At 61.5% G+C, this 23,861-nt stretch carries 15 protein-coding genes; 6 read left to right on the top strand and 9 right to left on the bottom strand.

What is annotated here, in order from left to right:
• Positions 1-17 precede the first annotated feature (17 nt).
• Positions 18-1,181 carry a M20 aminoacylase family protein gene (locus YH62_RS20745; protein WP_046796185.1) on the top strand — a complete coding sequence of 388 codons (1,164 nt, stop codon included), beginning with the start codon at positions 18-20 and terminating at the stop codon, positions 1,179-1,181.
• Positions 1,182-1,601: 420 nt separating this feature from the next.
• Here the strand turns inward: YH62_RS20745 and YH62_RS20740 are convergent, their stop codons facing one another.
• From YH62_RS20740 to YH62_RS20715, 6 genes are all read right to left on the bottom strand, one after another.
• Complete coding sequence (locus tag YH62_RS20740; protein ID WP_046796184.1) at positions 1,602-2,576, bottom strand: threonine/serine dehydratase; 975 nt, start codon at positions 2,574-2,576, stop codon at positions 1,602-1,604.
• Positions 2,577-2,608: 32 nt separating this feature from the next.
• Positions 2,609-4,042, bottom strand: coding sequence for an aldehyde dehydrogenase family protein (locus tag YH62_RS20735; RefSeq protein WP_046796411.1), 1,434 nt, complete (start codon positions 4,040-4,042; stop codon positions 2,609-2,611).
• A 69-nt stretch (positions 4,043-4,111) separates the two neighbouring features.
• Entirely contained in the window at positions 4,112-4,954 is an 843-nt protein-coding gene (locus tag YH62_RS20730) for an endonuclease/exonuclease/phosphatase family protein (protein WP_046796410.1), read from the bottom strand.
• A gap of 69 nt (positions 4,955-5,023) precedes the next feature.
• Positions 5,024-6,484 (bottom strand): cardiolipin synthase, encoded by a 1,461-nt coding sequence (gene cls, locus YH62_RS20725; protein WP_046796183.1) that lies wholly within the window; start codon positions 6,482-6,484, stop codon positions 5,024-5,026.
• A 75-nt stretch (positions 6,485-6,559) separates the two neighbouring features.
• On the bottom strand, positions 6,560-7,918 hold the full coding sequence (locus YH62_RS20720; RefSeq protein WP_046796182.1) for an aspartate aminotransferase family protein: 1,359 nt from the start codon (positions 7,916-7,918) through the stop codon (positions 6,560-6,562).
• A gap of 150 nt (positions 7,919-8,068) precedes the next feature.
• Entirely contained in the window at positions 8,069-9,502 is a 1,434-nt protein-coding gene (locus YH62_RS20715) for an amidohydrolase (protein WP_046796181.1), read from the bottom strand.
• A gap of 527 nt (positions 9,503-10,029) precedes the next feature.
• On the opposite strand from YH62_RS20715, the gene YH62_RS20710 reads away from it, so the two are divergent.
• The 5 genes from YH62_RS20710 (at position 10,030) to YH62_RS20690 (ending at position 15,431) form a co-directional block, all read left to right on the top strand.
• The gene (locus tag YH62_RS20710; protein ID WP_046796180.1) at positions 10,030-11,625 is read left to right on the top strand and encodes an ABC transporter substrate-binding protein; all 1,596 of its coding nucleotides are present in this window, start codon (positions 10,030-10,032) and stop codon (positions 11,623-11,625) included.
• 161 nt (positions 11,626-11,786) lie between these two features.
• Entirely contained in the window at positions 11,787-12,791 is a 1,005-nt protein-coding gene (locus YH62_RS20705) for an ABC transporter permease subunit (protein ID WP_046796179.1), read from the top strand.
• 78 nt (positions 12,792-12,869) lie between these two features.
• The gene (locus tag YH62_RS20700; RefSeq protein ID WP_245282149.1) at positions 12,870-13,724 is read left to right on the top strand and encodes an ABC transporter permease subunit; all 855 of its coding nucleotides are present in this window, start codon (positions 12,870-12,872) and stop codon (positions 13,722-13,724) included.
• A 1-nt stretch (position 13,725) separates the two neighbouring features.
• On the top strand, positions 13,726-14,577 hold the full coding sequence (locus tag YH62_RS20695) for an ABC transporter ATP-binding protein (RefSeq protein WP_082118438.1): 852 nt from the start codon (positions 13,726-13,728) through the stop codon (positions 14,575-14,577).
• Positions 14,577-15,431: a dipeptide ABC transporter ATP-binding protein gene (locus YH62_RS20690; RefSeq protein ID WP_046796177.1), complete on the top strand. Its 855-nt coding sequence runs from the start codon at positions 14,577-14,579 to the stop codon at positions 15,429-15,431. The genes YH62_RS20695 and YH62_RS20690 overlap by 1 nt, the downstream gene beginning before the upstream one ends.
• A 3-nt stretch (positions 15,432-15,434) precedes the next feature.
• Here YH62_RS20690 and pbpC read toward each other — a convergent pair whose 3' ends face one another.
• The 3 genes from pbpC to YH62_RS20675 form a co-directional block, all read right to left on the bottom strand.
• Positions 15,435-17,516, bottom strand: coding sequence for a penicillin-binding protein 1C (gene pbpC / locus YH62_RS20685; protein WP_046796176.1), 2,082 nt, complete (start codon positions 17,514-17,516; stop codon positions 15,435-15,437).
• 10 nt (positions 17,517-17,526) lie between these two features.
• A complete protein-coding gene (locus YH62_RS20680) occupies positions 17,527-22,971 on the bottom strand; it encodes an alpha-2-macroglobulin family protein (protein WP_046796175.1) in 5,445 nt (1,814 codons plus the stop codon).
• 133 nt (positions 22,972-23,104) lie between these two features.
• Complete coding sequence (locus YH62_RS20675; RefSeq protein WP_046796174.1) at positions 23,105-23,860, bottom strand: SDR family oxidoreductase; 756 nt, start codon at positions 23,858-23,860, stop codon at positions 23,105-23,107.
• Position 23,861: the final 1 nt, after the last annotated feature.

Raw genomic sequence — 23,861 nt, 5'->3', positions numbered from 1 at the left:
AACATTGGTGTTGCGCGATGACGATCCAGTTTTCGAACTACATGGCGGAGGTGGTCGCAACGCGGCACTACCTTCACCAGCATCCCGAACTCGGGCTTTCGGAGTTCAATACGTCCGATTTCATTGCCAAGCGGCTCACCGAACTCGGTTACGAAGTCACGCGCGGGCTTGGCAAGACCGGCGTCGTCGCCACTCTGAAGAATGGCACCAGCACACGTTCCGTTGGCATTCGCGCCGATATCGACGCGCTACCGATCCGGGAGGAGACCGGGGCGGAATATGCAAGCAAGAACGAGGGGTTGATGCATGCCTGCGGCCATGACGGGCACACGGCCATGCTGCTCGGCGCGGCGAAGATCATAGCCGAGCGCCGCAATTTCGACGGCACCGTCCATCTCATCTTCCAGCCCGCGGAGGAGAATTTCGGCGGCGCCAAATTGATGATCGAGGACGGGCTTTTTACGCGCTTTCCCTGCGATGCCGTCTTCGGGCTGCACAATGACCCCGGCCTCCCGTTCGGCAAGATCTACGTGAAGGACGGCCCGATCATGGCGGCCGTGGACGAGTGCCGGCTCGTCATCAACGGCCGCGGCGGCCATGGAGCCGAACCGCAGGATACGGCCGACCCGATCGTTGCGGGAGCCAGCATCATCATGGCGCTCCAGACCGTGGTCTCGCGCAACATCCATCCGCTCGATCCGAGCGTCGTCACCGTCGGCGCCTTCAATGCGGGGATTGCCAGCAACGTGATCCCCGAACGGGCGGAAATGGTGATGACCATCCGCTCCTTCGATCCTGCCGTTCGCGATAAGCTGGAGAAACGCATCCGGGCGATCGCCGAGGGCCAGGCGGCAAGCTACGGCATGACAGTCACCATCGAATACAACCGTGGCTATGAGGCGACCGTAAACCACAAGGCCGAGACCGATTTCGTCCGGGATCTTGCCAGGCGCGCGGTCGGCGAGGAGAACTTGGGAGAGATCTCTCGCCCGATGATGGGCAGCGAAGATTTCGCCTATATGCTGGCCGAGCGGCCGGGGTCCTATTTCTTCCTGGGGACGCGCCGGACGGATAACGACCCGCCGCTTCACCACCCGCGTTTCGATTTCAACGATGACGCCCTGCCGATCGGCACCGCCTTCTGGGTGGAGCTGGCGGAAGCCTATCTGCCGGTGGAATAACTCATTGAAATAAAACACCTCCCGCGCCAGCAGGCGCGAGAGGCGTTCGGGTCGGGAACCCTCTTCGTTCCTCGCGATCCAGGGAGGATCAGCGGATCACGGGAACAAGCCGAGCGTCACGGCGCCTACGAAAAGGAAAGCCGCGGTAACGAGCGCGGCATGGGCGGCTGCCTGCCATCGGTGAGCGGAATGGGCGCCTCGGACCGGCATAGACCGCGTATGAACACTGTGCCTGAACTGCCGCATCTGATCTCTCCAAGCCTTTGCGCTGCAATGAGCGTGATCCAATGCTAGCTTATCTCTAGTAAGCCGATAGAGATAAGTTTCTAAGTGGCTGGAGGTTCCGTAGAAAATCTGTTTTCGAGCGGCGGCGATTTCGGAGATTAACGGTTTATTATGCTCTGAGGCAAAATCGAGGCTTCAGTGACCAAACCGATCGAGCGCTATCCGGAAGATATCGGGGTCGATATTGCCGCCAGAAGCAACGGCGATCACGGTGTCGCCGAGCGTCTCACCGTGGAAGAGCGCGGCCGCCAGAGCAACGGCTCCACCCGGCTCGATGACGATCTTGAGACGGTTGAAGGCAAGGGCAACCGCACGGAGCGCCTCATCTTCGCTAACGACGATGCCGGGACCGCAAAGCCGCGCCATGATCGGAAAGGTGATGTTGCCCGGCTGCGGCGTGATGATCGCATCGCAGAGCGAACCAGAAACCGAAGCGTTGCGCTCGATCCTGCCGGATGCGAGCGAACGAGTGACATCATCGAACCCCTGGGGTTCGCACGGGCAGGCCCGAAGCCGCGAGGCCTTTGCCGCTAGGGCGAGCGCCACACCGGAGATAAAACCACCGCCGCCCGTAGGCACCAGCACGTCCGCGCTGCCAATACCCTGTTCCTCCGCCTGTTCCGCAATCTCAAGGCCCGCCGTGCCCTGCCCGGCGATCACCAGCGGCTCGTCGAAAGGCTTGATGAGCGTCAGCTCTCGCTCCTCGGAAAGTCTGTCGCCGATCGCATCGCGATCTTCGCTCGCCCGGTCATAGAAAACGACCTCGGCGCCATAGGCTCGGGTATTCTCGATCTTGATGCGCGGTGCATCCGACGGCATGACGATGACGCTTGGAATACCGTGCATTCTTGCGGCCAGCGCAACGCCTTGCGCGTGATTACCCGACGAAAACGCGATGACGCCTTTCGCTCTCACCTGCGGCTCGAGCGCTGAAATCGCCGACCATGCACCGCGGAACTTGAACGAGCCGGTATGCTGCAGGCATTCCGGTTTCACGAAGATCCGTCGTCCTGCAATCTCATCCAGGAATGGAGAGGAAAGCAGGGGCGTACGACGAATATTGCCGCCCAGACGTTTCCGGGCGGCTTCGATCATGGCGATATCGGTCATACGAGTATCCGAAGTGAAAAAGGCCTGTCTGGTCAAGCCAGCGTATAGGCGGTTTTCACGACGGTAAAGAACTCTGCGGCATATTTGCCCTGTTCGCGCGGGCCGAAGGAGGATGCCTTGCGACCGCCGAAAGGCACGTGGAAATCGACGCCCGCCGTCGGCAGGTTCACCATCACCATGCCGGCCTCGGAATTGCGCTTGAAGTGGGTCGCGTGCTTCAGGCTGGTGGTCGCGATGCCGGCGGAGAGCCCGAACGGCGTGTCGTTGGCGGTTGCCAGCGCTTCCTCGTAGTTCTTCACCCGGATGACCGATGCGACCGGTCCGAAGATCTCCTCGCGCGAGATCCGCATCTGGTTGGTCGCTTCGGTGAACAGCGTCGGCTGCAGATAAAAGCCGGGCGTGTCACGCTTCACGAGTTCGCCGCCGAAGGCGAGCTTGGCGCCCTCGTTTTTGCCGATCTCGATATAGTCGGTGTCCTGCTTCAGCTGCTTGTCGTCGACGACCGGGCCGATATGGCTGCCGGCCTTCATGGCGTTGTCGACGTTGAGCGTCTTCAGCTTCTCGGTGAGTGCCGCCACGAACTTGTCGTGGATGCCTTCCGTCACGATCAGGCGAGACGAAGCGGTGCAACGCTGGCCGGTCGAGAAGAAACCGGAATTGGCGGCGGCTTCGACGGCGACGTTGAGATCCGCGTCGTCGAGGACGATCATCGGGTTCTTGCCGCCCATTTCGAGCTGGAACTTGCGGTTATGCTCGATCGAGGCGAGCGCGACGCGCTTGCCAGTGCCAGTGGAGCCGGTGAAGGTGATGCCGGCGAGATCTGGGCTGTCGAGCATGGCCTGGCCCACGACCGAGCCGCGGCCCATGACGAGGTTCAGGACGCCCTTCGGCAGGCCGGCGCGGTGGAGGATGTCGACGATCGCCCAGCCACAGCCAGGCACCAGATCGGCAGGCTTGAAGACGACGGTATTGCCGTAGCAGAGCGCCGGCGCGATCTTCCATGCCGGGATGGCGATCGGGAAATTCCACGGCGTGATGATGCCGATGACGCCGAGCGGTTCGCGGGTTATCTCGACGCCGATATTCGGACGGGCGGAAGGCACCAGTTCGCCGGTCAGGCGCAGTGCTTCGCCGGCGAAGAAATCAAAAATCTGGGCGGCGCGGATGACTTCGCTGGTCGCTTCCGGAAGGATCTTGCCTTCCTCGCGGGCGAGAAGCGCGCCGAGCTCGTCCTTGCGGGCGAGGATTTCGTCGGAGGTCTTTCTAAGGATCGCGTGGCGTTCGAGGATGCCGGAGCGCGACCATGCGGGAAACGCTGCCTTTGCCGCGGCGATCGCGGCCTTGGCGTCTTCGGCACCACCCTGCGCGTACATGCCGACGACATCGTTGATATCGGAAGGATTGATGTTCTTAGAAGCCTCGCTCCCAACCCATTCGCCGTCAATCAGATTCTGGTAGATGGTCATGCTCAGCTCCTCTCGCTTCATCGATGGCTGCTGCTTTACGATGCCAGAGCCGAGCATTCAATAGTATGACTAAATGTTTTCCTCGACCGCGGCCAAGGACCCCGACGCGGAGGCCACGCCTAGCTTCACCAGGGCCTTGACGGGAAGGTGGTCGGAAGCGAGACGTGCAAGAGGGCTATCATGGGCCTCAACGCTTTCGATGAGGCCCGGTCTGTTAGCCATGATGCGATCGAGCGCCAGTACCGGCAGGCGGGAAGGAAAGCTCGGAATCGCCGGAGGCAGACCGAAAACGGTGGCGAGCGTGTTGAGCGAGGATCGGTCTCCGAGCCGCCATTCGTTGAGGTCGCCGAGCAGGATAGTGGGCTGCTCCTCGCGAGAACGCAGGATATCGATGATCATCCGCGTCTGCTGATGGCGCGATCGATGGAGAAGGCCGAGATGCGCGGCGATGATCCTCAGCGCGCGTCCGTTGTTGAGCTCCAGTTCCGTGATCAGCGCGCCGCGCGGCTCAAGCCCCGGCAGTTTCACCTGATGGACGTCGCGCACCAATCCTTCCCGGAAGAAGACGGCATTGCCATGCCAACCATGCGCCCTTGAGACCCCTAGAAGCGGCACAGGAAAGAGACCCGCCTCCCGCTCAAGCCATGCGAGGTCCAGCAGGCCTCGACGCTCTCCAAACCGGGTATCGGCCTCCTGCAATGCGATGAGATCCGGCGCGATTTCGCGAATGACGTGGCTCGTGCGGGCGGGATCGAACTTGCCGTCCACGCCTACGCATTTATGCACGTTGTAGGAGGCGATCAGCATGCTGGCGGGATCGCGCAGCGGGATGCTTCCTCTTCCGCCGCGATTCTTCCTGTCACGGATCGAAGCGATAATCCTTGCCGGAAGAGTGTCGCCTTTTTTTCGCATGACCGTCATTACGTTCGCAGATGCACGAAATTATAAAAGGTTTAACCGGCCGGGCCAGCAGTTTCCTATTCAAAGATAGGGGGACCCGAGCCACAGCACCCGTTCGATGAGCCGCACCGGGAACGGTCGTGATCGCAGGCCCTCCAGCGTCACTTCCGTTGCTGAGGAAATGGCCAGATCGATCCTTCGTTCCAGCGCCTCGGCAAAAGGTCGATCGAGAACTTCCAGATCAACCTCGAAATTCAGCCGCAGGGAACGCGGATCGAGATTGGAGGAACCCACATAGGACCAGCATCCGTCGATCACCAGGAGCTTGGAGTGATTGAAGGGCCCGGATGCTCTCCAGATGCGGCAGTAATTCTTGAGCATCTGGTCGAACTGGGCGGTCATCGCCCGGTCGACCAAAACAAGATTGTTCGCGGTCGGAACGACGATATCCACCTCGACGCCACGCCTGGCGGCAGTGACGAGCGCCGTGATGAGCTCGCGGTCCGGCAGGAAATAGGGTGAGACGATGCGGATTGAGGAGCGGGCCACGGAAAAGGCTCCCATCAGCATCTTGTGGTTGGTCTCCACGCTGCGGTCCGGCCCGGAGGAGACGGCTCGAATGGCCACGGGTGATCCCGGTTCCGTGCTGGGCGGCAGGAGCTTCCAGGCTTCGCCTTCCAGCACCTCATCCGTCGCGAAGCGCCAGTCGGCCGCTGCGATCGCGAAAAGATCCCCCGCCACAGGACCGGTGACGCGGAAATGTGTGTCGAAGGCGCATTTATTGCCGCTCATCTCGCTCGAAAAACCCTCGCGGATGTTCATGCCGCCAGTGAAGGCGATGCTCCCGTCGACCACCATGATCTTCCGGTGCGTGCGCAGATTGGCATAGGGAAGCCGCAGCCCCATGATGACATTGCCGTTGAAGACATCCGCGGTGACACCTCCTTCGCGCAGCACTCCCAGGACGCTCGGCACCGAATACCGGGCGCCCACCGCGTCGATCAGCACCCGCACCGTCACGCCACGTTTGACTGCAGCGACAAGGGCGTCGACGAAGCGGTGACCGATCCTGTCGCGATCGAAGATATAGGTTTCGAGAATGATGCTGCGGCTGGCGGTGTCGATCGCCTTCAGCATCGCGCCGTAGGCCTCGTCGCCGGTATCGAGCAGGGTAATCGTATTGCCGCTCGTCAGCCGGTGGCGGGTCACCCGATCTCCGAGCGTCTTCATGGCGCGAAACCGGTGGCCGAACCTCTTGGCCGTCATCTCGCCCGTCACGTCATAGGAGGCAACATGGTCCCTGATATATCCCTGAACATCCGAGCGGCGGTCACCAATGACGTTGCGGCGGATTCGATTGATACCGGCGATGAGATAGAGCAGCGCCCCGATAATCGGCGAAAGCACGATGATGCCGACCCAACCGATTGCGGAACGGACCTCCTCCTTGGTCATCGCGGCATGGATCGCCGCCGCCGTCCCCGCCAGGACCGAAACAGTGAAAAGGATATGCGGCCAGTGGGTTTCTGCGAGTTCCAGCATCACGCGAAGATATAGGCACGCGCACGACCTGCGCAATCGGAGCCGGAACAAAGCCTGTTCCGGCTCCGCAATGGCTCAGAGAGCTTCGAGCTGTTTCGCGAAAGCGTCGAGCGAGGCTTCGAAAGTATCGAAGATGAAGTCGATTTCCTTTTCCGTGATGATGAGCGGCGGGCAAAGCGCCAGCGAATCCCCGATCGCTCGTGAAATCAGTCCTTTCTCCAGCATCACCGAAAACAGCTTCGGACCGAGCTGCCCGGCGCTGTAGCCTTCGCGCGGCTTGAGCTCCAGCGCTCCGATGAGCCCGACACCGCGCGCCTCAATGGCCAGCGGATGGCCTTCCAGCGCCTTCAGCCTCTTCAGGAAATGCGGGCTCAGCGCCCGGACATTGCCGAGGAGGTCGCGCTCCTCGATGATGGCGATGTTTTCCAGTGCGACCGCCGCCGCGACCGGATGGCCGGCGGCCGTGACGCCGTGGCCGAAGGTACCGATCTTCGCCGACTCGTCCGCCAGCGGCTCATAGACCTTCTCGTTGATGAGAAGCGCCGAGATCGGCTGGTAGGAGGAGGAAATCTGCTTGGAAAGCGTAATGATATCCGGCTGCAGGCCATAGGTGGTCGTGGCGAACATCTCGCCGGTGCGCCCGAAGCCGCAGATCACCTCGTCGGCGATCAGAAGGATGTCGTATTTCTTCAACACTTTCTGGATCGCTTCCCAATAACCGGCTGGCGGCACGATGACACCACCAGCGCCCATCACCGGCTCACCGATAAAGGCGGCGACAGTCTCCGGCCCTTCCTTGAGGATGAGGTCCTCCAGCTCCTGGACGCAGCGCTGCACGAAGGCTGCTTCCGTCTCTCCCTCCTGCTTGAAGGCGCGATAGTGCGGGCAGGACGTATGCAGGATGCCGGCAATCGGCAGATCGAAGGAACGGTGATTGTTCGGCAGGCCCGTCAGGCTGGCGCTGGCGATGGTGACGCCGTGATAACCCTTCACGCGCGAAATGATCTTCTTCTTCTCCGGCTTCCCCAGCGCATTCGACCGGTACCAGACGATCTTGACCGCCGTGTCGTTGGCCTCCGACCCCGAATTGGTGAAATAGGCCTTCGACATGGGAACCGGCGCCATCTGGATCAGCTTTTCGGCGAGATCGACAGACGGTCCGTGGGTCCGGCTTGTGAAGGTGTGGTAATAGGGCAGCTTCGCCATCTGGCGCGCGGCGGCTTCTACCAACCGGTTCTCGCCGAAGCCGACCGCCACGCTCCAGAGGCCGGACATGGCTTCCAGATACTTCTTGCCGTTGTTGTCGTAGACATAGACCCCCTCGCCCCGGTCCATCACCAGCGAACCGTCGCGCTCGAGCGCTCTGGCATTGGTGTAGGAGTGAAGCTGATAGGCTTTGTCCCTGGCTTCGATGGAATTCGGCTGAATGGTCACGGCGATCTCCTGTGAGACTTGCTGCGCGTTCGGACTTGGGGCGCATATAAATCTCATAGGCGGAAACACGGGCCTTTGACAGCCCGTGCCCATGAATTCGGCTGGCCTTTTGTTCAAAATAATTGACGCAAGGCGCCTGCGGTCATTTCATCATTTCGCCGTCATCGCGGCAATCGGCGGCTCAGCACCTTGCGGGATAGGGCTCGTATATTCCTGCCCCTTCCGGCGCTTCTTGAGGTCCGCCCAGGCGGCCTCCCGGAGCTGATCGCTTTCGAGTGCCGCCAGGCCCGTGGCCGCAAGCGCCTTGGCGGCCGAGATCATGCCCTTGTGGGCGAGCGGGCTCTGGCCTTGGGCAACCACCTGCCAGGTATGGAGTTGCGTGCCGATCGCATGCGTCGCGCCATAGGCCTGCACGGTCGGAACTACCCAGCTCACATCACCGACATCGGTCGAGCCGCCCATCTGGCGGACTTCGTTATGCGGCGGCAGGATGAAATCGGCGAGCGCGATGTCGCGCTGCTCAAGCCGCTCCTGGGCCCAGCTTGCGGCAATGTCCTCCGCGGTCAGCGTGCCTCGGATCTGTTCGGCAAAGCCGAGATCGGCCTCATCGAATTCCGGCGGGCCCAAGCTTTCCCAGATGTCCTGCATCGCGTCCATCAACGGTGTGTTGACCATCAGGTTGGAAACGCCGGAAAGTATGGTGCTCTCGACCTTGGTTTCCGTCATCAGCGCGGCCCCCTCGGCCACCTTCTTGACCCGCTCGATGAGGGAGATGAGACCGGGCAGCTCTGGTGAGCGCACCACATAGCGAACCTTGGCATGCGCCTGGACGACATTGGGAGAGATGCCGCCGGTATCGAGGACCGCATAATGGATGCGGCAATCCGACGGCATGTGCTCGCGCATATAGTTGATGCCGACATTCATCAGCTCGACGGCATCGAGCGCGCTGCGCCCGAGCTCGGGAACCGCCGAAGCATGAGCGGCCCGCCCCGTGAAGGTGAAATCGATACGGCAATTGGCGAGCGAGGTTTCGCGCTGGACGCCGGCGAAATTGCTCGGATGCCAGCTGATGGCGATATCGACGTCCTCGAATGCTCCAGCCCGCACCATGAACGCCTTTGCCGCACCCCCCTCTTCGGCGGGGCAGCCGTAATAGCGTACGCGGCCGGGCGTGCCGGTCTTTTTCAGCCAGTCCTTCAGTGCAGTCGCGGCAAGAAGCGAAGCTGCTCCGAGAAGATTGTGCCCGCAACCATGGCCGTTCGCGCCCTGCGTAACGGGATCGACATGGGCAATGCCTGCCTTCTGGCTCAACCCGGCAAGCGCGTCGTATTCGCCGAGAAAGGCAATGACGGGGCCGCCTTCGCCGGCTTCACCGATCAGCGCGGTTGGAATGCCAGCCACGTTTTCGGCGATCCGGAAGCCCTGCGCTTCCAGCATCTCGCGATGGGCGGCCGCCGAAAGCGTCTCCATGTAACAGGTCTCCGGCGTCTCCCACACCCGGTCGCTGAGTTCGGTGAAGACCTCCTTCTTCTTGTCAATGAGGTCCCAGATGAGCGGGCGATTGGAGCTGCCTGTCGTCATGAAATATCTGCCTTGGCTAACTTGGTCTGCGGTGGGAAGGGCGGACCGTACCCCATTCTTTTCGCCTCGGGAATGCGGCCAACCCCGAAAATTAAGGATTCGGCAGCCTTGACGGCACGCAGAAAGCGCAAGTGGGCGCGCCCTCTGCAATTGTCACGCGGTGGTGTCTCGACAAGTCAATCATAATCGCTATGCTCCGCCGCATGGTCCGACGGTGACTTCGCAGAACAATAAAAAACGGCAAAAAACGTTTGGGTGAGCGGCAGAAACTGGGAAAAAATTTCCACAATACATCTCGGGCGTAAAAATTTGGGGGTAGCCCCGAATTCAAAACGATGAGAAGAGGTTGCGGAATTCGCGACGAACTTCTCGAGAAGGAAAGCAGTAGTCGGCCGGTCGGTACAGCATTCGCCGGCCAGGAGGTGAAGAAAAGAACAATACCACTTGAGGCGCCAGGGAGCGCGCCACTTGAAAAAACGAAATCAACCTGACCGGCTTTTGCCGGCAAAGGTATTGGGAGACTAGTCATGAAAGTCAAACTCGCACTTGCCGCAGCGCTTCTGTCGGCAACGTTCTTCGCAAGCGCAGCCAGCGCGAAAACCTTCGTCTATTGCTCCGAAGGTTCTCCGGAAGGCTTCGATCCGGGCCTTTACACCGCCGGCACTACTTTCGACGCTTCGGGTCATCCGATCTACAGCCGCCTGCTGGAGTTCGAACCCGGCACGACCAAGCCGGTCGCCGGCCTCGCCGAAAGCTGGGAAATCTCGGAAGACGGCACCGTCTACACCTTCAAGCTGCGTTCGGGCGTGAAGTTCCAGACGACGGACTTCTTCACCCCCACCCGTGAGCTGAATGCCGATGACATCGTGTTCTCGATCGGTCGTCAGATCAAGACCGACGATCCGTGGCATCAGTACGTCCCCGGCACCTCGTGGGAATATGCCGCCGGTATGGGCTTCCCGGATCTGATCAAGTCGATCGAAAAGGTCGACGACCTGACGGTCAAGTTCACGCTGAACCGCCCGGAAGCGCCCTTCCTCGCCAACCTGGCCATGCCCTTCGCTTCGATCATGTCGAAGGAATATGCCGACAGCCTCGACGCCGCCGGCAAGAAGGAACAGCTGAACCAAATGCCGGTCGGCACCGGCCCGTTCACCTTCGTCGGCTATCAGCAGGATGCGGTGATCCGTTATAAGAAGAACGCGGACTACTGGGGCCCGGCTCCGAAGATCGACGATCTCGTGTTCGCCATCACAACGGATGCTTCCGTTCGCTACCAGAAGCTGAAGGCTGGCGAATGCCACCTGATGCCCTATCCGAACGCCGCCGACGTGAAATCCATGAAGGACGATCCGAACCTTACGGTTCTTGAGCAGGAAGGCCTGAACGTCGCCTACATGGCCTACAACACCACCCAGGCTCCGTTCGACAAGGTGGAGGTCCGCAAGGCGCTCAACAAGGCCATCAACAAGCAGGCGATCGTCGACGCGGTCTTCCAGGGCATGGCAACGCCGGCCAAGAACCCGATCCCGCCGACCATGTGGTCCTACAACAACGCCATCGAGGACGATGCCTACGACCTCGATGCCGCCAAGAAGATGCTCGAAGAAGCAGGCGTCAAGGACCTTTCCATGAAGGTCTGGGCCATGCCGGTATCGCGCCCCTACATGCTGAATGCCCGCCGTGCGGCGGAAATCATCCAGGATGATTTCGCAAAGATCGGCGTGAAGGTCGAGATCGTCTCCTACGAATGGGCTGAATATCTCGAGCGCTCCAAGGACAAGAACCGCGACGGCGCTGCCATCCTCGGCTGGACCGGCGATAACGGCGACCCGGACAACTTCCTCGATACGCTGCTCGGCTGCGACGCAGTTGGCGGCAACAACCGCGCTCAGTGGTGCAACGAGGAGTTCAACTCGCTCGTGAAGAAGGCAAAGACGACCGCGGACCAGGAAGAGCGTACTCAGCTCTATGAGGAAGCACAGGTCGTCTTCAAGCGCGAAGCTCCCTGGGCAACGCTCGACCACTCCCTGTCCATCGTTCCGATGCGCAAGGGCGTGACCGGCTTCACCCAGAGCCCGCTTGGCGATTTCACCTTCGAAGCGGTCGATATTTCCGAATAATAGCCGTTTCTTAGCATTTTTTGCCGCGGGGCGCGTTGCGTTTCCCGCGGCAATTGCTTTATGAGACCCGGAAAAATGTGGCGGAGACGCCTCAATTGCCGCGTTCATGGCTTGACAAAACCATGAATCGGTCAAGAACCAAAAACCATCGAAGGTTTCGAATGTTTGGCTTTCTCCTGCGGCGGCTCGCCGTATTGATCCCGACCTTTCTTGGGGTCTCCATCATCGCTTTTTCCTTTATCCGACTTCTGCCGGGCGATCCCGTCGCCCTCCTTTCCGGCGAGCGTGTGATGTCGCCGGAACGCCATGCCCAGATCAGCGCGCAGCTCGGCCTCGACCGCCCGCTGGTCATGCAATATTTCGACTATCTCGGCGGTGTGGTGACCGGTGACTTCGGGTCTTCCATCGTTTCCAAGCAGCCGATCCTGGACCAGTTCCTGGCTCTATTCCCGGCAACGGTCGAGCTTTCCTTCTGTGCCATCATCATTGCCATCGCGCTCGGCATTCCGGCCGGCGTGATCGCGGCGATCAAGCGCGGCTCCTTCTTCGACCAGTCGCTGATGGGCATCGCACTCGTCGGTTATTCCATGCCGATCTTCTGGTGGGGTCTGCTTCTTATCATCCTCTTCTCCGGCATCCTGCAATGGACGCCCGTCTCCGGCCGCATCTCTCTGATGTTCTTCTTCCCGCCGGTCACTGGCTTCATGCTGATCGACTCGCTGCTCTCCGGCCAGAAGGGCGCCTTTGTTTCGGCGCTTAGCCACCTCGCGCTGCCCTCGATCGTGCTTGCGACCATTCCGCTCGCAGTCATCGCCAGGCAGACGCGCTCGGCCATGCTGGAAGTGCTGTCGGAAGACTATGTCCGCACCGCGCGCGCCAAGGGCCTGTCGCCTTTCCGTGTGGTCGGCATCCATGCGCTGCGCAACGCCATGATCCCGGTCGTGACGACCATCGGCCTGCAGATCGGCGTCATGCTCGCCGGCGCGATCCTCACGGAGACGATCTTTTCCTGGCCGGGCATCGGCAAATGGATGGTCGATAGCGTCTTCCGGCGCGACTACCCGGTCATCCAGGGCGGTCTGCTGCTGATCGCCGGTATCATCATGTTGGTCAATCTCGTGGTCGATCTGCTTTACGGCCTGATCAACCCGCGTATCCGCCACTAGAAGGAAAGAAACCCCATGGCCGATACTGTCATCGACAAGGCACCCGAGGCGGCCTCGACCGCCCAGCTTCGCCGCCAGATGCTCAAGGAGTTCTGGTTCTACTTCTCCGAAAACCGCGGCGCCGTGATCGGCCTGTTCGTTTTCCTCGCGCTCGTCATCGTTGCCGTCCTGGCACCGGTGATCGCTCCGCACTCGCCGTTCGAACAATACCGTGACGCAGTTCTGATACCGCCGGTCTGGACCGACGGCGGCCGTGCGAGCTTCCTGCTCGGCACCGATCCGGTCGGCCGCGACATTCTCTCGCGCCTGATCTATGGAGCGCAGTATTCGCTGTTCATCGGGGTTTTCGTAACGACGCTTTCCCTCACCGGAGGCATCCTGGTCGGCCTCATCGCCGGCTATTACCGCGGATGGGTCGATACCGTCATCATGCGTCTGATGGACATCATCCTGGCCTTCCCGTCGCTGCTGCTCGCACTTGTGCTTGTCGCGATTCTCGGGCCTAGCCTGACCAACGGCATGATCGCCATTGCGCTTACCTTGCAGCCGCATTTCGTGCGCCTCACCCGCGCCGCGGTGATGTCGGAAAAGACCCGCGACTACGTGACGGCTGCGCGTCTCGCCGGCGCCGGTCCGCTGCGGCTGATGTTCCGCACCATTCTGCCGAACTGCACTGCACCGCTGATCGTCCAGGCGACGCTTTCCTTTTCGAACGCCATCCTCGATGCAGCCGCCCTCGGCTTCCTTGGAATGGGTGCCCAGCCGCCCGCACCGGAATGGGGCACGATGCTCGCCGAAGCGCGCGAGTTCATCCTGCGCGCGTGGTGGGTGGTCACTTTCCCCGGCCTCGCAATCCTCATCACCGTTCTCGCCATCAATCTGATGGGCGACGGGCTGCGCGATGCGCTCGACCCGAAACTGAAGAGGTCCTGACATGGCGCTTCTGCAAATCGACAATCTGACCGTCGAATTCGAAACCGCAAACGGCTGGTTCAGGGCCGTTGATGGCGTATCCATATCCGTCGACAAGGGCGAAGTGCTGGCGATCGTCGGCGAGTCCGGCTCCGGCAAGTCCGTCGCCATGCTGGCTGTCATGGGCCTGCTTCCCTGGACGGCGAAAATCACCGCCGACCGAATGCTCTTCGAAGGTCGCGACATCCAGAACATCGATCCGGCCGAACGGCGTAAGCTGATCGGCAAGGATATCGCGATGATCTTCCAGGAGCCGATCGCCAGTCTCAATCCGTGCTTCACGGTGGGTTTCCAGATCGAGGAGGTGCTGCGCATTCATCTTGGCCTCGGAAAGAAGGAGCGCCGCGCCCGCGCGATCGAACTCTTCAAGCTGGTCGGTCTGCCGAACCCGGATGAGCGCCTGAGCCACTTCCCGCATCAGATGTCGGGCGGACAATGCCAGCGCGTAATGATCGCAATCGCGATCGCCTGCAATCCGAAGCTTCTGATCGCCGACGAGCCGACCACCGCGCTCGACGTGACAATCCAGAAGCAGATCCTCGATCTCCTGATATCGCTTCAGGCCAAAACCGGCATGGGCCTCATCATGATCACCCATGATATGGGCGTCGTGGCCGAGACCGCCGATCGGGTGGTCGTGCAGTACAAGGGCCGTAAGATGGAGGAGGCAGACGTGCTTTCTCTCTTCGAGAACCCGAAGAGCAACTATACCAAGGCGCTGCTCGCTGCCTTGCCGGAGAACGCGACAGGCGATCGGCTCACCACCGTATCCGCCTTCTTCGACGGCACGCCCGAGCCCGCGGAGGCACGCTGATGACCGATACCTTGACCAAGAATACCATGCTCGAAGTGCGCAATATCAAGCGCGACTACGAGCTGCCCGGCGGCCTTTTCAAGCCAAAGAAGACCATTCATGCGGTGAAGGGCGTCTCCTTCTCGCTGGAGCGTGGCAAGACATTGGCAATCGTCGGTGAATCCGGTTGCGGCAAGTCCACCCTCGCCCGCATGCTGACCTTCATCGACGAGCCGACCTCCGGCGAACTCTATATCGACGGAGACAAGATCGACACGCGGCCCGGCCACCTCACGTCCGAGATGCGCCAGAAGGTGCAGATCGTTTTCCAGAACCCCTACGGCTCGCTCAACCCGCGCCAGAAGATTGGTGACGTTCTCGGAGAGCCGCTGGCGATCAACACCGGTATGAGCGCTGCCGAACGACGTGATCGCGCCACAGAAATGTTGGTGAAGGTCGGCCTTGGGCCGGAACACTACAATCGCTATCCGCACATGTTCTCCGGCGGCCAGCGCCAGCGCATCGCAATCGCCCGCGCGCTGATGTTGAACCCCAAGCTGCTCGTGCTCGACGAGCCCGTTTCCGCACTCGATCTTTCGGTGCAGGCACAGGTGCTGAACCTGCTCGCCGACCTGCAGGACGAGTTCGGCCTCACCTATGTCTTCATCAGCCACGACTTGTCCGTCGTGCGCTACATCGCCGACGAGGTGATGGTGATGTATTTCGGCGAGGCGGTGGAATACGGCACCCGCGACGAGGTCTTCTCCGATCCGAAGCACGAATATACGCGCACCTTGTTCAAGGCGACGCCACGCGCCGACGTAGAGTCGATCCGCGAGCGTATTGCAAAGAAGAAGACCGCCAGCGCGGCTTGATCGCTATTCCACGAAAATCCTGACGCTGGCGGCACGGCCGGCAGCGTCGATCACTGTCAGTGTCGAATATCCCGCCCCATCCGGCATCCATTCGCTGGTGCGACGGCGGGAAATCTCCGCAAGCGGCCTGCCATTGGCAAGCCACCGGAAGGGTGCGCGGCCGCCCTGCAATTTGAGCGCCAGCGGCGAAATCTCTCCCGAACGAGCACCGAGATCGACCTTTGCCCCCTCCGGCGGATAGACGATCTGCGGTGCCCGCTCGCGCGTCGACGCGGAAATCAGGCCGCTCGACGTCGTGGAAAAGCGCCGCTGGCTGATCGGCAGTTCGGACTGCGCGATCCGCATTGCACCTGCGGGAGCGGCAGGCAGCGGTGTAATCGGAACGCCTGACTTCGAGAAGGCCTCGAAGAGGATCGGCGCCGCCGTCTGATATCCGGCGATCCCCGGAACCGCACCGTTATCCGGCCGCCCAACCCAGACACCCAGCACGTAGCGTCCGTCGAAGCCCACCGACCAGGCATCGCGATAGCCGTAGCTTGTGCCGGTCTTATAGGCGATGCCGAGCCGACGGCTCCCCTGCGGAGGCAGGACATCGGAAAGAATGTCGGCCACATGCCACGCCGCGGTGGGTTCCAGCAGCGGTTCACCGTCGATCAGGCCGGGCTGATCCTCGATACCATTGCCGAGCCGCATCGGCTGGCCACGATTGGCGAGCGCCGCATAGGCCTGCACGAGATCCTTCAATGTGATGCCGACGCCGCCAAGCCCGATCGCCAGTCCCGGCGCCTCGTTGGGCGGCAGGACCGGCCGCACCTCCGCTCGACGGAAGCGCACCATCAGCCGCGAGGGGCCGACCGCATCGAGCAACCGCACCGCCGGCACGTTGAGCGACAATTGCAGCGCCTGCCGGACACTGACATCGCCCTGATAGCTCATATCGAAATTCTTTGGCCGGTAGCCGAAGAAATCCGCAGGCCGATCTTCTATGATCGTCTCCTGGCTCACCAGCCCCTGCTCGAAAGCAAGGCCATAGATGAAGGGTTTCAATGTCGAGCCCGGCGAACGATTGACCCGCGTCATGTCGATCCAGCCGGAACGGCTCGCGTCAAAATAATCGGCCGAGCCCACTTCGCCGACAATCTCGCCCGTCGTGATATCTGCCATCACCATGGCAACGGAAACCCGCGGACTGAGCTTGGCGGCTGTCTCACGCGCAACATGCTCCAGCCCTTGCTGAATGCTGCGTCTCAATGTCGTGCTGTGTCGGTCTGATCTCGGCTCCTTGCGGATCGCCGCTTCCGCCAAATGTGCTGCATAGGCCGGCAGATGGAGACGCCGGGTGGGAATAGCATCGCCCGCGGCACGATCCGCCTCGCCATCTCCCAATACGTCCTCGACAGCCGCTCTCATCAGCACGCGTTCGCGGACAATCTTCGCCGTTTCGAAATGCCGGTCCGGCCTTCGCCCCTCCGGTGACTGTGGCAGGGCAACAAGCAATGCCGCCTCCGCCACTGTCAACCGACGGGGTTCCTTACCGAAATAGGCGAGGCTCGCTGCCCGCACCCCTTCCAGATTGCCGCCATAGGGGGCATGGGTGAGGTAGAGTTCGAGTATATGCTCCTTGCTCAGCCTTCGCTCGATCTGGACAGCGCGCACGAACTGCAGGAGCTTGGCGGAAAGCGAACGGGTTTCGCGTGGCTCGATCAGCCGGGCCACTTGCATGGAAAGCGTCGAAGCGCCGGAAACCACGCGGCCGTTGGTGACGAATTGCAAGGCTGCGCGCCCGACCGCCAGCGGATCGACGCCCGAATGATCGAAAAAGCGCTGATCCTCATAGGCCACCAGCATCTTGAGGAAGCGAGGATCGACATCCGCGACCGAGGTCTTCAGCCGCCAGCGGCCTTCTGGCGTTGCGAAGGCGCGCAACAGCTGACCGTCCGCATCCAGTACCTCAGCGGAAACCACTCCAGCTTTTTCAAGCGGCGGCGGAAAAGCCTTGTCGGCAGCATCGAGACCGAAGACGAGCCCTGCCAACACTGCAAGACTGGCCCCGCAACCGATCAGGATTTTCCGCTGGAACTTCATTTTCCGGACCTTACTGCGCCGCCGATACCTCCATGCGGCCCGTCGCCGTGCGCGCCGAGAATTGCGGACGGTACATGTCTTCCACATTCGCCGCCGGATGATCATAGATACCTGGCGTTACGGCGCGGACGACATAGGCCAGCGTTATCTCGCGATTGTCGCCCGCATTGCGGTTGAAGGCCGCCGCGAACCGGTCGTTGCGGAATTCCGTATGCGCCGCCTCCACCTCGCCGACCCAGTCGAAATTGGCAAGCTGTGCACTGCTGATGAGGCTCGGATTGTCGATCTGGAAACCGGCCGGGAGCAGATCCTGCACGAGAATGCGTGAAGGCCAGTCATTGGTTTCGGTAATCGTCAGCACCACGACGTAACGCTCGTTCTGCTTCGCTTCGGTGACATTCGCCACCTCGCCATCCATCGTGTAATAGGTGCGCTCGATGGTGAAGCCGTCCCCGCCCGCCGGCAGCGGCTCGGCAGGGGCCGCGACGGTCGTAACCGCCGCTTGCAGTGGGTCGCCGCTGTCGTTGCGGACGGTCAGCGGATGATCGAGGAGCGCATCCCCGGACATCTGCGACATCAGCGTGCCACGATGTTCGCCGCCGTTGAGGTCCAGCCGCAGGTTTTCATCGCCATTCTGCAGCGCACGAGCTGCGAGCAGCATCCAGGTTTGCTCCTGCGTGCTGGTATAGCTCTTCTCCCGCCACTCCTTGGCAACGATATCGGCCAGGGGAGCGACGATCGGCGGCACCGGCCGGCTTTCGGCGGCAAGAGCCAGAACCGCGGCCCCATCCCGCAGAGAAGAGCCGTAATCGGAACGGGCAAGGCTCACCTTGTGAACCTGCGCCTGCTCCGACATCTGCAGCGAATCCGCGAAAATATTCCGGGCGCGCTGCTGATCGCCATAGAGCGACAGCGCCGCGGCGATATGCGCTTTGGCTAGAGGGGTCGGGAAGTCGCCGAGCGACGCATCCGCATAATAGCGCAGGTCGCTGATCGCAGCCTTGCGGCTGCGCGCAAGCACATAAAGCGCATAGGCGATCTCGTTGCCTTGGTCGCGCACATTGTTGGTATAGCCGAGTGTGTTCTGCAGGTTTTCCAGCGCTTGTACCAGCGCCTGCTCGGGCACTTCGTAGCCCTGCTCGCGGGCCCGGGTGAGGAAGTCGGTCACGTAGGCATCGAGCCAGAGATCGCCACTGCCCGGACCCCAGAGGCCGAAACTGCCGGCCGACGACTGGTAGGAAAGCACGCGATGGATGGCATCCTGAACCCGCTTCTTCACCTCGGCATCGTCGGCAAGGCCATTCTGCGTTGCCATTTCGCTGAGATAGAGCAGAGGCAACGCTTGGCTGGTCGTCTGCTCGGCGCAGCCATAGGGATAACGGCTGAGGCTCATAAGCAATGCCGGGATATCGAAAGCGCTGGAGCGACTGACATTCACCGCGACGGAGGCTCCGGGCAGGATGCTGTCCGCCAGAAGGTCGCCGTTGACCGTCAGGCTGTTTCCGGGCGCTAGCGAGATGAGACGCCGCGTCGTAACCGGCAGCGCCCCCGGGCGGACGGGAATATCCAGCGCCTGATCCAGCGAGAGGCCGGAAGCATTCGAAAGCCGGATGAAGACTGCGCCGTCGCCCGGTTCTACACCGGTCATAGGCATGGTGAGATCGAGCTTGCCACCCGCCTGAAGGCTGATGGTTTGCTCTGCCCCCTGCTCGACAGCGATCGCATCGTTCGTGGCGATTTCCAGCTTGTAGTCGCCGGCCGGCGCATCGGTATTGGCGATATCGAGTCGGAGGTTCGTCTTGTCGCCAGGAGCAAGGAAACGCGGCAGGCTGGCGGTGATCACCACCGGTTCGCGGATAACCACATCCTTCACCGCATGACCGACACCGCTTTTCGACCATGCGACAGCCATCACGCGGGCCGTGCCGTTGAACTGCGGAATATCGAAGGAGACGTTCGCCCTCCCCTCACCATCAAGCTTCACCGGGCCTGAGAAAAACGCGAGCAGTTTCTCCTTGGGCGGGCTGCCCTGTATCGCCATGCTGCCGCCGTCGCCGCCGGTCCGCAGCCGACCGGTCGCACCAAGCGAACCGTCGATGAGCCGCCCATAGAGGTCGCGGATTTCGAGCCCCAATCGCCGCTGGCCGAAATACCAATCGTCCGGCGCAGGAGGCTCGTAGCGGGTGAGGTTCAGGATGCCGACATCGACGACAGCGACCGTCACATAGGCATCCTCATTGGCGCCTGCACCCGCCACCTGAACCGCAATATCGAGCGGCTTGCGCGGCAGGGTCTGCTCTGGCGCACCCAACGAGACTTGGAGATCGCGATCGGCAGGATCGACCTTTAGCCAGGTAATGCCGATGGATCGCATCGGCATGCGGCTTTCCTGCGCCTCGCCTGGACGGAAGAGCGTTGCGGTAATATAGGAGCCGGCACCCCATTCCGCAGTCACGGGAATCTCGATTTCTCCGCCTTCTGCGCCGATGCTGACGGTATTTGCCGAAATCAGCTCTTCAGCGCCTGCGATCACCATCAGTTCCCCTGCATAGCGTGAGGAAACCTTGAGCTTGGCCGTTTCCCCGACCGCATAGCTCTGCTTGTCGAGCGCGATTTCCAGCGCATCCGGCGTCTCCGTGGAAGTCGCGGTCACGAACCAGCCGGCATCGAACTCGACGCTGGAAGCCGGCCCGCCCGCATCGGCGGTTTCCACTTCCAGGCGGTAACGGCCCCAATTGACGGGAACCGAAATTTCGCCTCCATCCGTCGTGACGTCCAGCGTGCCATTAGAAACCTGGCTCGTACGGGTGACCGGCTCGTAGCGCCACGAATTGCCGTCGCGATACCACTGATAGTCCCGGTCAACCTTGATGAGCTTCCAGGAAAGGCCCTGCATGGCCTGTTTCTGGCCGGCGGCATCCACGGCGATGACGTGGAATTTTCCGACGGAGTTCTCGGCCAGGTCGCCGGAGAATTCCGGCTTTATGCCGATCCGCGCATCCTCGGCTTTCACCGGCAGGGTCAGCGTGCGCTCGACAGCGCGCCCACCGGCCTCCTGCATGCGCACGACGATGTCGGCGGTGACGAGCTGCGTCGTCGACGGAGCTTCGGTGACGGAGGCATCGAAGCTTGCCTTCCCTTGGTCGTCAAGGACGGGGAGAGCATCGAGGGGAATGCGCACCGTCTCGTTGGCCTCCTCGTCCGCCAGACCGAACTGGTAGCCGGGGAAGGAAGCATTCTGCCTGGTTGCCTTCAACACCACTTCGCCTTCGAGATCGAGCCCGGCAGCAGGCGCGCCATAGAGATATCGCCCGTCGATTTCGACAGGCACGGGAGCACCGACCTCTATCTCCTTGGCTTGGCTGGTCATGTCGAACTCGATGCGATCCGGGACGAAGTCATCCACCAGGAAAGGCTTCTCGCCGATCGGCGAACCCTTGGGGTCGGTGAAGACCTGCATCGTCCACGTGCCGCGCATCGCCGTCCGCTGCAGGGGCAGGTCGAGCGCGTAACCGCCAAGGGCACCGGTACTGACCATCCGGCGGTCTTCGACCCCATCCGGCCGCAGGAAGACGAAGGTCAAGGGCAGGTTTTCAATTGCAGCGGCGTCGACATCGCGGGCAAGAGCGGAGGCATGAACCGTTTCGCCGGGCCGATAGATGCCGCGCTCGGTCCACGCAAGAAGATCGATCGCACCGGGCGCCGGGCGGCCGGTAACGCCACGGTCGGATAAGTCGAAGCCAGCGCGGGTCATGTCAAGGAAGACATAATCCTCGTCGCCGTTCCTGGCGGTCAGCATGGCGGGCGCCATGCCGGACGTGCCGCGCGTCAATCCCGCGGTGAAGGTGGCGCGGCCGGCTGCATCGGTCGTCGCGGTGCCGAGTATCTCGTTATTACGGGCAAGGAGCTGCAGTTCCACACCGGCAAGCGGCTTGGCCGAGCCGAGCGACCGGGCAAAGACGTTGAGGCCGTCCGTGCCTGCATATGTGGAGAGCCCGATGTCAGAGACCACGAACCACTGCGTCGCCTTACTGCTCCACTCCTGTGAAACGGCATTGGAGGCGGCAGCCGTCAAAACATAGACGCCGGGCTTGCGGGCGGGGAGCGCCTCGTCGACAGGAAAGCTCGTCGTCACATCCTTGTTGAGATCCTGCGCAAGATCGATCGTACCCTGCCAGACCAGTTCGCCGCTTTCCGTCTCGATCCGCGACGCGCCGTAGCCATCCATCTGGGTGAGGAACTGCGAATTGGTGAGCAGCGAGACGATGTTGCGGTCACCGATGCGGTAGAGCTTCAGATCCGCGCTTTCGGTATTGACCGAAACGATGGGAATGCCGCGCCGCACCGTGGATGGCAGAACAAAAGCATCGCCCGTAAACCGCACCGTCGGCGAGCGATCCTTCACATAAAGATCGAGATCGACTTGCGCCTCCAACGGCTCATCGACCGATGACGGCAGGCCACGCCGGAACGAAACCTTGAGGCGTTGACCATGCGTCAATCCTTCGACGCAGATCTGATTGTCCTTGGCCTCCATTGCTTTGGGCGCCTGACCGTCGACCACGACGAAGGGCGCATAGTCGGTGTTCTTCACCAGAGCTTCGGAAAACTGCACGCAGGCGCGCGGATTGGCGCTATCGGCATCGATCGTATTGCCGACGATCCGAAAGCCCTGCCGCTCGCGCAGATCGTTATAGGCGGCCTGAACGGTACGGGCGTTCACAAGCGCAAGGCTCTGCTTGTAGGCGGTCAGCGCGGAGCGGTAATTCTCCTGTTTCGCCAGCCCTGCCGCCAGAACCGCAAGCGCATCGGCGCGGCTCTGTGAGGTGCGGGTAAGCTGATAGCCGTTGACGGCGGCAAGAACGCCCCGCGCCGTCGCGTCGCTATTGCCGTCGGCCGTGCCGGCCGTGCGCGCCATCTCTATCCAGAGGTCGCCATTTTCCCGTTGGATCGAAAGTGCGCCCTGGAAATTGTAGAGCGCTGTGTCGACATTGCCGGAAAGAAGCTCGTTTTGCGCGATCGTGCGCAATTCTTCCGCACCGTAACCTTTCTGGTTGTCTCCGAGCGACAGGCCTTGCTTCTGCTCGCGCGCCTGCTGGAGCAAATCCTCGGAAAGGAAAGAGAGTTTGGGCGCAGCGCCGATATCCGGCTCTGCAGCCACCTCCACGATCTTGCCGGCAACGGCGCCGGGGAAGGTGTTGAGCTGGTTGAAATCGGACTTGAGGAAGCACCACTGCGCCTTGACGTTGTAGGTGAAGGCCTTGCAGGCATTGTCGCCGATACAGACGGCTTCACACTCGGCCTGGCTGACATTCTGCACCGTGCGCAGATCGAAGCCGAAATAATCGCCATTGGGTGTGGTTTCGATCCGCCGCTCCGCGGCGATCACAGGCGGCACAAGGCCAAATACGGAAAGAACGAGAGCGGAAAAGCCGATAAACGCGCGCTTAGACATGATGTCCTCCCCGTCGCTGGCGTTCTATGCTCTCACTTTTCTAATTTACCTCCGCAATGTCAACGCGCCGCGTCGATTGCAGCCCGGGATTTTCATGAAGGTTTTGCTGCAATGGACGGTTGCTCGAATTCGGTCAATTCATCAGACCGGCAGCGGTGAATCCGCCGTCAACCGAAAGAACCTGCCCCGTAACGTAGGAGGACTGCCGCCCGTCGATCAGGAAGGCGATCGCGGATGCAATCTCCTCCGGCCGCCCGTAACGACGCATCGGCACGGTACGTTGCCACTCTTCCCGGGTCGCTGCGGTATGGTTTTCCCTCACCATCGGCGTTTCGATCGGCCCCGGCGCGATGGCATTGACGCGGATCAGGTCGTCGGCAAGCTCCACTGCCATGATCTTGGTCAGCGTTATCAAAGCGCCCTTGGAAGCACCATAGGCCGAACGGCCGAGATTGCCCTTGATGCCGGAGACGGAGGCGATATGCACGATCGAACCGCCACCGTTCTCCTTGAGGAGCGGCGCCAAGGCCTGTGAAAGAGCAAAGGCGCCCACGACATTGACCTCGTAAATGCGCCGAAGCTGTTCGGCGGTCGTATCGAAGAAGCGGGTGTTAGCGGCAATCCCAGCACTGTTGACCAGAGCCATGAGCGGCCGCGCAAGCTCTCGGCACTGGCCGGCGAGGCGGGAAATCGCCGCCTCGTCGGTGATATCGATTGCCACCGGCGTGACCATGGCGGCTCTGTTGTCGAGCCGGTCCATCAACCGGTCGAGAGCGGAAGCATCGCGATCGGCCGCGACCACATGCCAGCCCGCTTCGATCAGCAGCTCCGCGGTCGAAAACCCGATCCCCGACCCGGCGCCCGTGACGACGACGCTCCCCCGATCCATG

Origin of the sequence: Rhizobium sp. LC145 (genome assembly GCF_001005825.1) — a bacterium.
Classification (GTDB): Bacteria; Pseudomonadota; Alphaproteobacteria; order Rhizobiales; family Rhizobiaceae; genus Neorhizobium.
Note: the sequence above shows the minus strand (reverse complement) of the source record. Positions and strands in the feature narration are given on the sequence as shown.